The following is a 14,017-nucleotide window of genomic DNA, read 5'->3' as shown; positions in this document are numbered from 1 at the left end:
GTGCGCGTCATGCCGGACCGCCTGACACGTGACGAGGTGGAGAAGATCGCGGCGCTCGCCCACCTGGAGCTGACTCCGGACGAAGTCGAGCGATACACGCCCCAGCTTGCCGACATCCTCGAGTACGCGGCGCGGCTGGCGGAAGTGGACCCGGGTGCCGACGTGGGCGACGCCACGTGGCATCCGGGCGGCGACGCCTGCCCGCAACGGGACGATGAGCCGCGTCCTTCGCTCGACCGTGATGCAACGCTCGCCAACGCGCCGGACGGCGTCGCCGATCGCCGGTCGAACGACGGCGGCTTCTTCCGCGTGCCGCGGGTCCTCGGTTCATGACGGCCGGACCGGACGCGGGTTACGGTCCGTCCCCCGCCGGCACCGCCGCTGAAATCCGCGACGCCGTCCGCTCCGGGCGTCGCACGGCGGTGGAGGTGTGTCGAGCCTGCCTCGACCGGATCGAGGCGGAAGACCAGCGATGGCACGCCTTCACTGCGGTCTTTCGCGACGATGCGCTCGCACGGGCGGCCGCCATCGACCGGGAACGCGATGCCGGCGAGGGTCTGGACCGTCCACTTCTGGGCGTGCCCATCTCCATCAAGGACGTGATCTGCGTCCAGGGCAAGTTGACCACGGCGGCGTCCCGCATCCTCGACGGCTTCCGGCCACCTTACGAAGCGACGGTCGTCCGGCGTCTGCGCAAAGCAGGCGCGGTGATCGTCGGCTCGACCAACTGCGACGAGTTCGCCATGGGATCGTCGACCGAGCACTCAGCGTACGGGCCGACGCGCAACCCGTGGGACGCCGATCGGACACCGGGCGGATCGAGCGGCGGCGCGGCGGCGGCGGTGGCGGCGGGTTGCGGTCCCGTCGCGATCGGATCCGATACCGGCGGATCGATCCGCCAGCCGGCGGCGTTCTGCGGTGTCGTCGGTCTGAAGCCGACCTACGGCCGGGTGTCGCGCTACGGACTGCTCGCCTATGCATCTTCCCTCGATCAGATCGGGCCGGTCACGCTGACCGTCGCCGACGCCGCCCTGCTGCTCGGCGTCCTGGCGGGACGCGACCTGCACGATGCGACCTCCGTCGATCGGCCTGCCGAGGGCTACACGGCGGCGCTCACCGGACGCGCGGACGATCTGCGGGTCGGCGTGCCGCGGCGGCTCCTCGAGGACGCCGACACCGGGCTCGATCCGGACGTGCTCGACGCGTTCGACCGCGCACTCGAGACGATCGAGGCGGCGGGTGCGGTTCTGGTCGATATCGAGTTGCCGCATGCGGCGTATGCCGTGCCGGCCTACTACCTGCTGGCGCCGGCCGAAGCCTCCTCGAACCTCGCCCGCTACGACGGTGTGCGCTACGGCGCGCGCGCCGCGGCCGACGCCGGCGGCGCCTTGGGAGACCGTACCGCGTCTCCCCTCAGCCGGATGTACGACCGGACCCGCGACGCCGGATTCGGCGCCGAGGTGAAGCGGCGGATCATGCTGGGGACGTATGCGCTGAGCCAGGGGTACTACGATGCGTACTACCTGCGGGCGCAGCGTGTCCGGCGGCTGATTCGAGGGGACTACGAGACGGTATTCGACGGCGGCGACGCCGGAGCGGGCGTGCACGCGGTCGCCATGCCGACAACGCCGACACCGGCATTTCGCCTCGGCGAGAGGATCGAGGATCCCCTGGCGATGTACCTGGGCGACATCTTCACGGTGAGCGCCAACCTGGCGGGATTGCCCGCGATCAGCGTGCCCGCGGGGCTGACGCGGGCACGGCTGCCGGTGGGATTGCAGTTGACCGGACCGGCGTTCGACGAGGCGACGTTGCTGCGGCTCGCCGACGTGTACGAGAAGACCCGCCCGGGCGAACCCATCCTCACGCCTGACGCATGAGCGCGCCGACCGAGAGGCGGGTGTCTACGCGCCGGCGTGAACGCCGGCGCACCAAGCCGGCGCACCGTTACGAAGACGGCTTGTTCTGTTGCTCGAGGAGCTCGGGAGTGCGGAGTTGATCCGTATTGCCGGTGACCGCGTCGGGCTCGAGGTACTGGAACTGCTCGCCCTCCATTCGATCGACGAGATTCCGCACGACAAGCGACTTGGGACCAATCTTCCGCAGCTTGGTGAAGCCGGCAATCACCAGGAACCCGATGAAGAGAGCAAGCAGGAACCCGGTCGATAGCGCCAGGCCGATCAGCGTCAGCATCGCGCCGTCCGCGATGGCGTTCGTGTCAGGCATGATGTTCAGTCCGCCTTCGCGGTGTCGTCGTCCGTCGGCACTTCATAAACGATCTTCCCCGCGTCCACTTCGCGCATGGCGACCCGCTCGAGTTTCAGCCGCTGCCCGGCCGAATGCGGGTTGTCGAGATCGGGCGCCGGCACGTCAGCCAGCCTCGGCACCGCGCCTCGCCGCAACTGCTTCGCCCGCTGCGCGGCGACATCCACGTAGAGGAACCGGCTCTCGATCGGGGCGGTCTCGCCAGGCTCCGCCTCCGCCGCCAGCTCCGGGTTGTCCTCCGCCGCCCCGGTCCCGGCCGCTGCCGCGTCGGACGCCGCTGTGTCGTCCGCCGCCGGTTGCTCCAGGGCGACCGCCTCATCCTCCGGCAGTTTCGCCGCCTCGTCCACGGATACCGCCTCCTTCGCCATGTTTTCTAGGATACGCGAATCCGGCGCCGCCTGCGAAGCGAACGTCCCTCTTTCATCGGTCCGCCAGGGGCGATCCGCGATCCGATGTGCGATCATGTGGCGCGCATGGCGTCGACCACCCTGCTCTTCATCGGCGATATCGTCGGCAAGCCGGGACGGCGGATCATCCGTCAGGCGGTACCGCCGCTGGTCGTTCGCCACGGCGTCGACCTGGTGGTCGCCAATGTCGAGAATGCCGCCGGTGGCAATGGGATCACGCGTGAGATCGCCGAGGCGCTCCGCGACGACGGCATCGACGTGATGACGAGCGGCAACCACATCTGGGACAAGAAGGAAGCGATTCACTACATCGACGACGAGCCCCGGCTGCTCCGTCCCGCGAACTACCCGGACGGCGTCCCGGGGCGCGGGCGCTACGTCGCCACCACCGGCTCCGGTGTGCGGGTAGGCGTCGTCAACGTCATGGGACGCATCTTCATGAACGCGCTCGACAATCCGTTTCGGGTCGTCCGCGACGAGATCGCCGCCGTCCGGGCCGAGGGGGCGCGGATCGTCTTCGTCGACTTCCACGCCGAGACGACATCGGAGAAGCAGGCCCTGGCGTGGCACCTCGACGGCGAAGTGACCGCCGTGGTCGGAACCCACACCCATGTGCAGACGGCCGACGCACGCATCCTGCCGAAGGGGACGGCGTACCTGACCGACGTCGGCATGACCGGCCCGCACGACTCGATCATCGGCGTCGAGCCGGGGCCGGCTATTAGGCGCTTTCTCGACGGTATGCCGGCGAAGTTCGAGACCGCGCGGGGGAATCCGAGGTTGAACGCCGTACTCGTCACCGCCGACGACGATACGGGCCGCTCGCGGGCGATTGAACGGCTCGACCTGTCGGCCGACGACGTCGACGCGCTGGAGACCACCCCGTCATGACCGAACGCCTGCCGTTCGATGACGCGGCGCCCGCACCCTCCATCGCGCCGGCCGCGGCATCGCGCCCGCGCCGGCAAGTGCTGACCGTCAGCCAACTGACAACCCAGATCCGCCGGAAGCTGGAGTCGGCCTACCCGACCGTCTGGGTCGAAGGCGAGCTGTCGAACGTCCGACCCTGGCGGACCGGCCACGTTTACTTCACGCTGAAGGACGGGAACGCGCAGATCCGCGGCGTGATGTTCCGCTCGGCGGTCCACACTCTCCGGTTCGAGCCGGAGGACGGGTTGCACGTGGTCGCGCGCGGGCGCGTCACCGTCTACGAGCCGAAGGGCGAGTACCAGCTCGTCGCCGAGCACTTCGAGCCGGCGGGGGTCGGCGCGCGGCAGCTCGCCTTCGATCAGCTTCGCCAGCGGCTCGAACGGGAAGGCCTGTTCGCCGCGGAGCGGAAACGGGCCCTGCCGATGCTGCCGCGGCGAATCGGCGTTGTCACGTCGCTCGACGGCGCGGCCCTCCGCGACATTCTGACGGTGCTCCGACGCCGCTTCCCGACCGCACAGGTCGTGATTAGCCCGGCCCGCGTGCAGGGCGACGGTGCGGCGGCCGAGCTGGTGGGGGCGCTCAACCGGCTGGCCCGCGTTTCGCGGCTCGATGTCGTCATCGTCGGCCGGGGCGGCGGCTCGACGGAAGACCTCTGGGAGTTCAACGACGAGAGGCTCGCGCGCGCCATCGCCGCCTGCCCGGTGCCGGTCATCTCGGCCGTGGGCCACGAAACCGACTTCACGATCACCGACTTCGTCGCGGACATCCGGGCCCCCACCCCCTCCGCCGCAGCGGAGATCGTCGTCGCACGAAAGGTGGACCTTGACGGGCGCGTGGCGCGCGGCGCCGATCGCCTCGTCCAAGCCGCGCGCGACGCCGCTCGACGCCGCCGCGACCTCGTGGAGCGGGCCCGGACCAGCCCCGGAATGGCGTCCTGGCCGGCGCGGATCACACTTCGCCATCGGCAGGTCGAGGAGCTGACGGACCGGCTGGGCGACGGCGCGCGCGACCTGATCTCGGAGCGCGCCCGGCAGACCCGGGTACTCCGCCAGCGGCTCGACCAGCTCGATGTCGGCGTTCGTCTCGCCCGGGTCCGCGCCGCACTGGCGTTGGCGGCCGAACGGTTGGCCGGCGCCGCCGAAGGCCGGGCCGCGAGCGGCCGCCGCCGCCTCGAACGTGTCGCGGCGCAGCTAGCCGCGCTCAGTCCGCTCGCCGTGCTGGCGCGCGGCTATGCCGTCTGCTGGAATGACGACCGGACCGCGATCGTGCGCCGCGCTCGCGACGTCCGCGCCGGCGAGACCGTCCGCGTCACGCTGCACGAAGGAGAATTGCGCTGCGGTGTGCGGGAAATCAGCGAGGGTGCGCAACATGGATGACCCGACCATCAAGGACTTCGAATCGGCGCTCGCCGAGCTGGAGACCATCGTGCAGACGCTCGAGGACGGCCAGCTCACCCTGGAGCAGTCACTGGAACGGTTCGAGCGGGGCATCACGCTCTCCCGTTACTGTCACGAGCGGCTCGAAGCGGCGGAGAAGCGCATCGAACTGCTTAACGAGCGAGGCGAGCTGCGGCCGGCGCCGGAAGGGCTCGAAGCACCCGACGCGGTCGCGGCCGGCGACGACGACTGATCGAGCCATGGTGCGAGCAGCCGCACGGGAGGATTTCGGGACGTACGCGCAGTCGGCGCGCGCGGCGATCGACGCCGAACTCGACCGGCTGCTGCCCATACCCCCCGCCTGCCCGCCGCTGATCGCCGAGGCCGTCCGCTACAGCATCTTTGCCGGCGGCAAGCGCCTCCGTCCCTTATTGACCCTCGCCGCCGCCGACAGCGTGTGCCCGGCCGGCATGGCGCCGGACGACGCCACCGTGCTCCCGGCCAGCTGCGCCGTCGAAATGATCCACACCTACTCGCTCATCCATGACGACCTGCCGTCGATGGATGACGACACGCTCCGGCGCGGTCGTCCAACCGCGCACGTCGTCTACGGCGAAGGCATTGCCGTGCTGGCCGGCGACGCGCTGCTGACCGAGGCGTTCGGCGTGCTGGCGCGCTACCCGGCAGCCGACGGACCGCATGACGACGACCTGCGCGTCCGCAAGCTCCGAACCATCGGCCGCATTGCGCAGGCGGTTGGGGCGGAGGGAATGGTGGGCGGACAGGCGATCGATCTACTGGCCACCGGCAAAGGCGCCGTCTCCCTGGATGCCGACGGACTCCGCACCATGCATGCGAAGAAGACCGGCGCATTGATCCGTGCCGCCGCCGTGGCAGGCGCCACCCTCGGCGGCGGCGCCGACGACGCGGTCGCCGCCGTGGACGCCTACGCCACCCACGTGGGCCTCGCGTTCCAGATCGTCGACGACATCCTCGATGTCGAGGGAGTCTCCGAGCACCTCGGCAAGACAAAGGGCAAGGACGCCGCCGCCGACAAGCCAACGTACCCGGCGCTGTTCGGCATCGACGAGTCGCGCCGGCTCGCCGCCCGCTCCGTCGAGGCCGCCTGCGCCGCCCTCGACGCGGCCAGCCTCCAGGGCCATCTCGCCACGATCGCCGAACGCGTCCTGAGCCGCACCCGGTGACCCGCCGCGCGCGTCTCGACGCGCTCGTGGTCGAACGGGGCCTCGCCGACACCCGGGCGCGCGCGCGCGCCCTGATCCTTGCCGGGCAGGTGAGAGTGAACGACGCCGTCGTCTCCAAGGCGGGAACCGCTGTCGCCCCGGAGGCCGAGATCGCGCTGGTCACCCCCGACCATCCCTACGTCGGCCGCGGGGGCGTCAAGCTGGCCGAGGCGCTCGATCGGTTCGGCATTGACGTGGCCGCGCGGACCGCGATCGACATCGGCGCCTCGACCGGGGGTTTCACCGATGCCCTGCTGCAGCGCGGCGCCGCGCGGGTGGTCGCCCTCGATGTGGGACGGGGACAACTGGACTGGCGGTTGAGAAGCGACCCGCGTGTCATCGTCCTGGACGGGGTGAACGCACGGGGCGTCAGGCCCGCAATGCTGCCGCCCGAAGCGCGGCCGGCGAACATCGTCACCATCGATGTCGCGTTCATCTCGCTACGCCTTGTCCTTCCCGCCGTTCCCGCGCTGCTCGCGCCCGCCGGCGACGTCGTGGCGTTGGTCAAGCCGCAGTTCGAGGCGACGCGCGCCGAGGTCGGCAAGGGAGGCATCGTCCGCGACCCGGCGGTACGGGCGCGGGTGGTCGACGAGGTTGCCGCGGCAGCCGATGCGGTAGGATTGCCGCGGGTGGCGGCGGCGCCGTCGCCGTTGCGAGGCGCCGGCGGGAACCAGGAGATCTTCCTGCACCTCCGCCTCCGCGAGGTCCCGTAACGCCATGTCCGCTACAGCAGCGCCGCCCGCCGCGCCGATCGGTCCGGTCAGGAGCATTGGCGTCACCGGCAAGTCGCATTCGGAGCCGGCCGCGGCGGCCGTGCGCGATGCGATCGCCTGGCTCGGCCAGCGTCCCGTCCGGGTGGTGGTGGATGAGGTGACGGCGCGCGGCGCCGGTCTCAACGGCGGCGAGCGCTGCCCGCGCGAGGAGCTCCCCGCCGCGGTCGACCTGGTGCTCGTGCTGGGTGGAGACGGCACGCTGCTGAGCGTCGCCCATGTCGTGGCCGCGGTTGCGCCCGACACGCCGGTCCTCGCCGTCAACTGCGGAAGCCTGGGTTTCCTGACCGAGATCACGCGTCCCGAGATGACCGAAGCGCTGCAGCTCGCCCTCGACGGGCGGGCCCTCATCGACCTGCGGCCGATGGCGCGCGCCTTCATCCGCCGGGGCGATCGCGAGCTGGCCGACAGGACCGTGCTGAACGACCTGGTGGTGCAACGCTCCGCCCGATCGAGCATCATCGACGTGGCCATCACCGTCCGTGGCCACCTCGTCACCCGCTGGCGCGCCGACGGCGTGATGGTGGCCACGCCCACCGGGTCGACGGGCTACAACCTCGCGGCGGGCGGCCCGATTGTCTACCCGACGGTCGGCGCGCTGATCATCACCCCGATCGCCCCGCACTCCCTGACGCAGCGGCCGGTCGTGATACCGGACGACGCGCCGGTCACGCTCCGCCCCGACCTGCGCGGCAGCCACCGGGAGGCGGCTGCGACGTTCGACGGCCAGATGAGCGTCGAACTCGAAGAAGGGGACGCCGTGCAGATCGAGCGGGCGCCGCACCCGCTGCGCGTAGTCCGCTCGGAATCGCGCCACTACTTCGGCGTGCTGCGCGAGAAACTGCAGTGGGGCGGCGGCTGACGGCCGATTGCCCGCCCGGGATCAGCCGCCGCTGATCGGCGGGTGGTGCAGGATCTGAATCCGGTTCCCGTCCGGATCCGAGAAGTAACACGAGCGCGCTCCGTCGCGATGCGTGCGGGGAGCGGCATCGAGCGCCACGCCCTGCGACTCGAGCCAGGCCGCCCACCGATCGACGTCCTCCGCGGTGGCGACGATCAGGCCGAGGTGGTCGAGCGCGCCGCCGCCCGAACGACCCTCCGGCGAGCGGTGCAAGGCGAGGTTGTCGGCCCCCGACGTCAGATAGACATTGTCGGGATCGGGCTCCCATTCCACGTCGAATCCGAGTACGCCGGTGTAGAAAGCACGCATGGCGGCGTACGCCCGGGCATGGAGCGCCAGGTGCCGCAAACCGCGGTGGATGGGGCGAATCGGGGGTCGATCCGTCGGCACGGGCAACATGGTAGCCTACACGTGATGTCGCCCCGTTCGACCGACACCGCCATCTGCGCGCTGTGCGGCGCCGCCGAGGTTTCGGAGCCGCGCGACACCGCCATGTACTGCCGGGCGTGCTGGACCAAGAAGATGGCGGTGGAAGAGGTGGTCGCCCAGGAGTTCGCGATCAAGCGCTACATCCGGGCCCAGAGCGCCGAGAAGTACCTCGTCTACCACGCCACGCAGAAGCGTCCGTGCGGGCAGTTGATCGTCGTCGACGACGGCTACGACCTGTTTCTGAACCTCGTGCTCTACCCCACGTTCGCGTGGGACGAGCCGGCGTATTTTCTGGAAGGAGACCCCGAGGGGCGCTCCTTCGCGGAGCTGCTCGTCGACGTCATTGCGGCCGAGGTCGTCGAGCCGTGGGGAGGCGGGAAGTGGCACCTGGAGGTGTTTCGTTCCGCCACGCCGGAACCCGAAGACTGGCACGGAGAACTGTAGCCGGGCCGGAGGGCGAGGGGTTGCCGAACCCATCGGTGTAGTGGTTGAGCTTTCTGCCGGTGAGACTTATAATCCCGTTTCCGCGTCGCGTGTTGCGCGCGCCTTCGGAGGAGAGGTTATGGACCGTCTGAATCGCCTGCTGATGTTCGGTGTCGTCGTCTTGTCGATGGTGGCTGTCGCCTGCGGCGGCGGCGGCGAGGCAGAGATGGCTGAAGGTGGGGGTGAGGGTGAAGCGGCCGCCGTGGTCGAGGCAGCCCCGCCCGATCCCCAGGCGGTGGCGGCGGCCAATCGCCTGGCGGCGCGACTCCGCGACGGCGTGGAGCTGGTGCCGACCCAACGCGGGACGGCCAATATCGGCTATACGCAGCCCATCGCCCGCGAAGACGGGGAGTTCATCGTGACGTCGATCCGGATCCGGAACACGTCGGAGAACGCCATCGCCGGCTTCACGGTGGACGAGTTCTGGTTCGACGCCGGAGGCAACACGGTTACTGGAGATCAGGTCCGCTTCCGCCAGCCGATCCTGGTGGGTGAGGTGCGGGACATCGAGCTCCGCGTGCCGCGCGTGCCGACGATGGACCGCAGCAACTACGAATTCTCCCACCAGAACGGCGACATCGTAGCCACGCTTCTGGACGAGATAGAGGCTCCGCCCGAGCCCGAAGAAGAAGAGGGCGAGGACGCGGACGAGTCGGCCTAGCCGCCGTTCGTCGGCCGCCACCCGGCGGGCCCACGCCCCGTTGCTCCAGACCATCCGCCGCCCGCTGTCGTCACAAGTGACGACGGCGGGCAACTACGCATGGCATTCGACCTATCGGCCATTCAGGCGGCGCTTCGGGACGAGCAGTTGGACGGTTGGCTCCTGTACGACTTCCACGGCTCCAATCCCATCGCCCGACGGGTAGCCGGCCTTGACGGCGGGGCGAAACTGACCACCCGCCGTTGGTACTACCTGGTGCCGGCGGACGGCGCACCCCGCGCGCTGGTCCACGGAATCGAGCGGGACAGCCTCGCGCATCTGCCCGGCGACCGGCAGATCTACGCCGGACGCGCCGAACTCGAGACCGGCCTTGCCACGCTGTTGCGCGGCGTTCGCCGGGTCGCGATGGAGTACTCGCCGAACGGCTCCATCCCGTACATCGCGCGCGTTGATGCCGGCACCATCGATCGGGTGCGCGCCCTCGGCGCGGAGGTCGTGTCGTCGGGAGACCTGGCCCAGCGCTTCGAGGCGGTCTGGGATGACGCGGCGCTCGCGACGCATCGCGCGGCATCCGAGCACCTGTACGCGATCAAGGATCGCGCCTTCGACATGGTCCGGAACGGCGCGCGCGACGGCAGCCTGAACGAGTACAGCGTGCAGCAGGCAATGGTCGGCTGGTTTGCGGAAGCCGGCCTCGTGACCGACTGCCCGCCGGTCGTCGCGGCCCAGGCGAGCAGCGGCAACGCGCACTATCTGCCGACGGCGGAGTCGCACCGTCCCATCGGCGCCGACATGGTGGTGCTGCTGGATCTGTGGGGGAAGCTCGACCGCCCGGGCGCGGTCTATGCCGACATCACCTGGGTGGGCTATACCGCGGCAGGCGTGCCGCCGGCCGTCGCGGAGCGATTCGCGGCGGCGCGCGACGCCCGCGAAGCCGCAGTGGCCCTGGTGACCGAGCGGGCCGCCACCGGGGCGCCGCTCGCGGGCTGGGAGGTGGACCGCGCCGCTCGCGAGGTGATCGACTCGGCAGGATGGGGCGCGTCGTTCATCCATCGAACCGGCCACAGTCTCGGCGAGGAGGTGCATGGGAACGGCGTCCACATGGACGACTACGAAACGCACGACGAACGCCGGCTGCTGCCCGGTACCGGGTTCACCATCGAGCCGGGCATCTACCGGGAGGATTTTGGGGTCCGCACCGAAATCAACATGTACGTCGGCCGGGAGTCGGCCGAGGTGACCGGCCCGAGGCAGGCTGCCGTCGTGCCGCTCGCGTGATGGTTGGAGCCCGCGCGCCCTGGCGGGCGCGTTGGGAGGCCGGCCGCTGGCGCCGCCCGGGTGGCGGGGCCGTGTCGGTTGCGCTAACGTAAGGGTGCGCGAGGACCGCGCCCGCTGAGCATGCGTGTCGGCCGCGCCGGCCGGCACCGTTGGAGGAGATAGTCATGAAGTCGACCGCGCGCACCACGTTCGCCACTGCCGCGCTCATCGCCGTGACGTCGATGGCGATTGGCATGGTGGTTGCCTCCCGCTTCAACCTGACCCCCGCTTCGTCGGCGCAGCGGATTCAGACCCCGGTGAATCCGGCGCCGATCACCGGCGGGTTGACCGCCACGACGTTCCGTGAGATTGCCGAGACGCAGACCGGCATGGTGGTCAACATCCGGATCGCGGCGCGCCAGACCCAGACCGATCTGAACGACTTCTTCGGCGGCGGCAACGAGTTCTTCCGCCGGTTCTTCGGCGACCCGCCACCGCAGCAGGAACCTCGTGACGAGGTCGTGCGCTCGGCCGGCAGCGGGTTCGTCATCGACCCGAGCGGCCTGATCCTGACGAACAGCCACGTGGTCGAGAACGCCACCAAGATCGAGATCGATTTCTTCGGCGATGACGAGCGCGACTTCTACGAGGCGCGCGTGCTGGGGCGGGATCCGCTGTCCGACAGCGCGCTCCTCGAGCTGGTCGAAAAGCCGGACTGGGAGCTGACGTCCGCCACGTTCGGCGATTCCTCGCAGATGGCGCCCGGCGACTGGGTGATGGCCATCGGCAATCCGTTCGGTTACGGTCACACCCTGACGGTCGGCATTATCTCCGCGACGGGCCGGGGCCTCCGCCCGGTCCGCGGCCGCCCCGTCGACATGCTGCAGACCGACGCGGCGATCAATCCGGGCAATTCCGGCGGGCCGCTCCTGAACATCCGCGGCGAGGTCGTGGGAGTGAACACGGCGATCATCAGCGACCGGATGGGCAACGTCGGGATCGGCTTCGCGGTTCCCATCAACACGGTGCGCGACCTGCTGGAACAGTTGCACGACGGCAAGGTGACGCGCGGCGTGATCGGCGTCGGAATCGCCGACGTCCCACGAGAAGGCTACGAGGTCCTCGGCCTGGACGAGCCGAACGGCGTGGCCATCAGCGCCGTCAATGACGGCGGTCCGGCCGACGACGCGGGGATGCGGCCGGGCGACGTGATTGTCGCCTACAACGGCGAACCGGTGATGAATACCGAGGACCTTCAGGGACGCGTCGTCGCCACCACACCCGGCACCGTCGTACCCGTCGAAATCGTGCGCGACCTCGAAAGGATGACTCTCGACGTCACCATCGGCGAGCTGAACCTCGATGAGGAACGGACCGCGGTGATGACGAACGACAATGGCGAAGAGACGAGCGAAGGCTTCGGCATCACGCTGCAGAACCTGACACCGAACCTGTCACAGCAGTTGGGCGTGCCCGAAGGGACGACCGGCGCGGTCGTCAGCGGCGTCGCGGGCGGCGGCGCCGCCGAGGCGAGCGACGTGCGGCAGGGCGACGTCATCCTCCGGATCAATCGGACGGAGGTGGAGACGGCGAGCCAGGCGATCGACGTGCTCGACGCCATAGACTCCGGACGGACGGCGTTCATGCTCGTGCAGCGCGGTGAGAACCGCGTCTTCCTCCAGGTGGAGAAGCAGTAGCGCGCCACGGAAGCGCGGCAACTGCCGTTTGGCTCGTACCCGGCGTGAGATGACCCTGCCGGAGGTGATCCGGGATCGGATCGGGCGGGCCGGCCCGATCCCGTTCGCCGACTTCGCCGCGCTGGCCCTCTACCACCCCGGCCTGGGCTACTACACGCGCGCGGAGCAGCGCTCCGGCCGCGCCGGCGACTTCTACACCAGCGTCGACCTCGGTCCGCTGTTCGGACGCCTGCTCGCGCGCCAGTTCGCGGAGATGTGGCGCCTGCTTCCGGGGTCGCCGGAAGGTACCGGACCCGGCGTGTTCGACCTGGTGGAGGCGGCGGCCGGGAACGGACGGTTGGCCCGCGACATTCTGGACGCCGCGGCGCGGGACGATCCACCTTTCTACGACGCGATCCACCTCCACCTGGTGGAACCGAGCGAGGCGGCGCGCGCCGCGCAGCCGGCGACGCTCGGCCGGCACGCCGCGCGCCTCGCTTCGTCCGGCCCCGATCCGCCCCCGCGGATACGCGGGGCCGTCTTCGCGAACGAGCTGCTCGATGCGCTGCCGCCGCACGTTCTCGTCATGACGGGGGGCGGCTTGCGCGAGGTGTATGTGGACACTGCGGCAGGCGGCGACCGCTTCGTCGAGCGCCTCGGCCCCGTGTCCGCTCGCGCGCGGCAACACGTCGACCGGCATCAAATCACCCTCGAACCCGGATGGCGGGCCGAGGTCACCCCTGATGCCATCGACTGGGTGGCGCGTGCCGTTGCGTCCATTGACGAGGGCTTCCTGTTGCTGATCGACTATGGCCACGAGGCGCACGAGCTCTACTCCGCCACGCACGCCGCGGGAACGCTGACGACGTTCCGCGATCACCGGGCGGGGGCGGCCGGCGACGATGGCCCGGCGCCCTGGCTGATCGACCCGGGCGCGTGCGACATCACGGCGCATGTCGATCTGACGGCGGTCCGCGGCGCCGCCGAGCGGGCCGGCGCCGAGACGCTCGGCGTCCTCGATCAGACCTACTTCCTGCTCGGCCTGGGCGCCCTGGAAGCGGTGGACGTTGCGGCAACCGGGAGTGTCGCCGCCCTCCGCGCCCGGTTGGCCCTCAAGACGCTGCTCGTTCCCGGTGGCCTGGGCAGCACGCACAAGGTCCTGATCTTCGGCGTGGAGGTCGGCCGCCCGTCAGTCGCCGGCTGCTCGTACCGACTGCGCGCAACCTAACAGCCCGTGGTCTGGCGAGGGTCTCACCACGAGCTCCTGGCGGGCGGCTAAGATCAGGGAACCGGTTACCGCCGATGAGCACGCCTGACACCCACGTCGAACGCGAAGTCAAACTGGCGTTCGCATCGGCGGATGCCGCGCGCGCCGCCGTGGCCGGACTGGGCGCCGTGCCGCGCCGCGCCCGGCGGCTGCAGGACGACCGGCTCCTCGACACGGCGGACGGCCGCCTGCGCACGGCTCGATCGACGCTGCGGGTCCGAATCGAGTCGGGGGGCCCCCCCCCCCCCGCCGGGGGCGGGGGGGCCGGGGGGCGCCCCCCCCCCCCCCCCCCCGGGCGCCGGCGCGCGCCCCCGCCGCCGCCGGGGACGGGAAGTGCGGGGGGTCCGGGGC

The 14,017-nt window shown here is 70.5% G+C and carries 16 protein-coding genes and 1 pseudogene; 14 read left to right on the top strand and 3 right to left on the bottom strand.

Annotated features, from left to right (window positions below):
• Positions 1 to 9 precede the first annotated feature (9 nt).
• A complete protein-coding gene (gene gatC / locus F4Y45_12210) occupies positions 10 to 333 on the top strand; it encodes an Asp-tRNA(Asn)/Glu-tRNA(Gln) amidotransferase subunit GatC (protein ID MXY25271.1) in 324 nt (107 codons plus the stop codon).
• Positions 330 to 1,880, top strand: a complete 1,551-nt coding sequence (gene gatA / locus F4Y45_12205; protein ID MXY25270.1) for an Asp-tRNA(Asn)/Glu-tRNA(Gln) amidotransferase subunit GatA — start codon at positions 330 to 332, stop codon at positions 1,878 to 1,880. The genes gatC and gatA overlap by 4 nt, the downstream gene beginning before the upstream one ends.
• Positions 1,881 to 1,947: 67 nt before the next feature.
• Here the strand turns inward: gatA and F4Y45_12200 are convergent, their stop codons facing one another.
• Complete coding sequence (locus F4Y45_12200) at positions 1,948 to 2,226, bottom strand: hypothetical protein (GenBank protein ID MXY25269.1); 279 nt, start codon at positions 2,224 to 2,226, stop codon at positions 1,948 to 1,950.
• A gap of 5 nt (positions 2,227 to 2,231) precedes the next feature.
• Positions 2,232 to 2,633, bottom strand: a complete 402-nt coding sequence (locus F4Y45_12195) for a DNA-directed RNA polymerase subunit omega (GenBank protein MXY25268.1) — start codon at positions 2,631 to 2,633, stop codon at positions 2,232 to 2,234.
• A 105-nt stretch (positions 2,634 to 2,738) separates the two neighbouring features.
• On the opposite strand from F4Y45_12195, the gene F4Y45_12190 reads away from it, so the two are divergent.
• Genes F4Y45_12190 through F4Y45_12165 form a run of 6 tightly spaced genes read left to right on the top strand, consistent with a single transcriptional unit; the run spans position 2,739 to position 7,854 of the window.
• Positions 2,739 to 3,563, top strand: a complete 825-nt coding sequence (locus F4Y45_12190) for a TIGR00282 family metallophosphoesterase (protein ID MXY25267.1) — start codon at positions 2,739 to 2,741, stop codon at positions 3,561 to 3,563.
• Positions 3,560 to 4,978, top strand: a complete 1,419-nt coding sequence (locus tag F4Y45_12185; GenBank protein MXY25266.1) for an exodeoxyribonuclease VII large subunit — start codon at positions 3,560 to 3,562, stop codon at positions 4,976 to 4,978. Before F4Y45_12190 ends, F4Y45_12185 begins: the two co-directional genes overlap by 4 nt.
• Complete coding sequence (locus F4Y45_12180) at positions 4,971 to 5,231, top strand: exodeoxyribonuclease VII small subunit (protein MXY25265.1); 261 nt, start codon at positions 4,971 to 4,973, stop codon at positions 5,229 to 5,231. The genes F4Y45_12185 and F4Y45_12180 overlap by 8 nt, the downstream gene beginning before the upstream one ends.
• Before the next feature lie 7 nt (positions 5,232 to 5,238).
• Complete coding sequence (locus F4Y45_12175; GenBank protein MXY25264.1) at positions 5,239 to 6,183, top strand: polyprenyl synthetase family protein; 945 nt, start codon at positions 5,239 to 5,241, stop codon at positions 6,181 to 6,183.
• Positions 6,180 to 6,935 (top strand): TlyA family RNA methyltransferase, encoded by a 756-nt coding sequence (locus F4Y45_12170; protein ID MXY25263.1) that lies wholly within the window; start codon positions 6,180 to 6,182, stop codon positions 6,933 to 6,935. The genes F4Y45_12175 and F4Y45_12170 overlap by 4 nt, the downstream gene beginning before the upstream one ends.
• Before the next feature lie 4 nt (positions 6,936 to 6,939).
• The gene (locus tag F4Y45_12165; GenBank protein MXY25262.1) at positions 6,940 to 7,854 is read left to right on the top strand and encodes an NAD(+) kinase; all 915 of its coding nucleotides are present in this window, start codon (positions 6,940 to 6,942) and stop codon (positions 7,852 to 7,854) included.
• Positions 7,855 to 7,875: 21 nt separating this feature from the next.
• Here the strand turns inward: F4Y45_12165 and F4Y45_12160 are convergent, their stop codons facing one another.
• Entirely contained in the window at positions 7,876 to 8,292 is a 417-nt protein-coding gene (locus tag F4Y45_12160) for a VOC family protein (GenBank protein ID MXY25261.1), read from the bottom strand.
• A 15-nt stretch (positions 8,293 to 8,307) separates the two neighbouring features.
• Between F4Y45_12160 and F4Y45_12155 the strand changes: the two genes are divergently transcribed.
• The 6 genes and pseudogenes from F4Y45_12155 (at position 8,308) to F4Y45_12130 (ending at position 14,017) form a co-directional block, all read left to right on the top strand.
• Entirely contained in the window at positions 8,308 to 8,766 is a 459-nt protein-coding gene (locus F4Y45_12155) for a hypothetical protein (GenBank protein ID MXY25260.1), read from the top strand.
• 118 nt (positions 8,767 to 8,884) lie between these two features.
• On the top strand, positions 8,885 to 9,466 hold the full coding sequence (locus F4Y45_12150) for a hypothetical protein (protein MXY25259.1): 582 nt from the start codon (positions 8,885 to 8,887) through the stop codon (positions 9,464 to 9,466).
• Between the two features lie 99 nt (positions 9,467 to 9,565).
• A complete protein-coding gene (locus F4Y45_12145) occupies positions 9,566 to 10,744 on the top strand; it encodes an aminopeptidase P family protein (GenBank protein MXY25258.1) in 1,179 nt (392 codons plus the stop codon).
• 164 nt (positions 10,745 to 10,908) lie between these two features.
• Complete coding sequence (locus F4Y45_12140; protein ID MXY25257.1) at positions 10,909 to 12,420, top strand: PDZ domain-containing protein; 1,512 nt, start codon at positions 10,909 to 10,911, stop codon at positions 12,418 to 12,420.
• 49 nt (positions 12,421 to 12,469) lie between these two features.
• A complete protein-coding gene (locus F4Y45_12135; GenBank protein ID MXY25256.1) occupies positions 12,470 to 13,627 on the top strand; it encodes an SAM-dependent methyltransferase in 1,158 nt (385 codons plus the stop codon).
• A gap of 276 nt (positions 13,628 to 13,903) precedes the next feature.
• Positions 13,904 to 14,017 (top strand): annotated as a pseudogene (locus F4Y45_12130) (RDD family protein).

The organism is Acidobacteriota bacterium (assembly GCA_009838525.1).
Taxonomy (GTDB): Bacteria; Acidobacteriota; Vicinamibacteria; order Vicinamibacterales; family UBA8438; genus VXRJ01.
This window is presented reverse-complemented; position numbering and strand designations above follow the sequence as displayed.